The following is an 895-nucleotide window of genomic DNA, read 5'->3' as shown; positions in this document are numbered from 1 at the left end:
TGGTGCTCGCGCAGGCACCGGGCGGGCTGTCGTGCTTTCTGCTGCCGCGGGTGTTGCCCGACGGCACCCGCAACCGGATGTTTTTGCAGCGGCTCAAGGACAAGCTCGGCAACCACGCCAACGCGTCCAGCGAGGTCGAATACGACGGCGCGATCGCGTGGCTGGTGGGGGAGGAAGGGCGCGGGGTGCCCACCATCATCGAGATGGTCAACCTGACCCGGCTGGACTGCACGCTGGGCAGCGCCACCAGCATGCGCACCGGTCTGACCCGCGCGATCTACCACGCCCAGCACCGAAAGGCGTTCGGCGCCTACCTGATTGATCAGCCGCTGATGCGTAACGTGTTGGCTGACCTGGCCGTGGAGGCGGAGGCGGCGACCATGGTCGCGATGCGGATGGCCGGGGCGACCGACAGGGCCGTGCGTGGCGACCAGCGTGAGGCGCTGCTGCGCCGGATCGGCTTGGCGGCCAGCAAGTACTGGGTGTGCAAGCGCTCCACCCCGCACGCCGCCGAGGCGCTGGAATGCCTGGGCGGCAACGGCTATGTCGAGGACTCCGGCATGCCGCGGCTGTACCGGGAGGCCCCGCTGATGGGCATCTGGGAGGGCTCGGGCAACGTCAGCGCGCTGGACACGTTGCGCGCCATGGCCACTCGTCCCGAATGCGTCGAGGTGCTCTTCGACGAGCTCGCCGACGGCGCGGGCCAGGACCCGCGCCTGGCCGCCCACGTCGCGCGGCTTCGCGATCAGCTGGCCGACCTGCAGACCATCGCCTACCGCGGCCGCAAGGTCGCCGAAGACATCTGCCTGGCGCTGCAGGGCTCGCTGCTGGTGCGCCACGGCCACCCCGCCGTCGCCGAGGCCTTCCTGACGACCCGGCTCGACCGACAGTGGGG

At 70.7% G+C, this 895-nt stretch carries 1 protein-coding gene; it reads left to right on the top strand.

Annotated elements, in window-relative coordinates; translation table 11 throughout:
• Positions 1–895, top strand: an 895-nt coding sequence (locus A5646_RS06090) for an acyl-CoA dehydrogenase family protein (protein ID WP_255362075.1), incomplete at both ends; no start/stop codon positions are given.

It is taken from the genome of Mycobacterium sp. 1245499.0 (assembly GCF_001673615.1).
GTDB lineage: Bacteria > Actinomycetota > Actinomycetes > Mycobacteriales > Mycobacteriaceae > Mycobacterium > Mycobacterium europaeum_A.
Note: the sequence above shows the minus strand (reverse complement) of the source record. Positions and strands in the feature narration are given on the sequence as shown.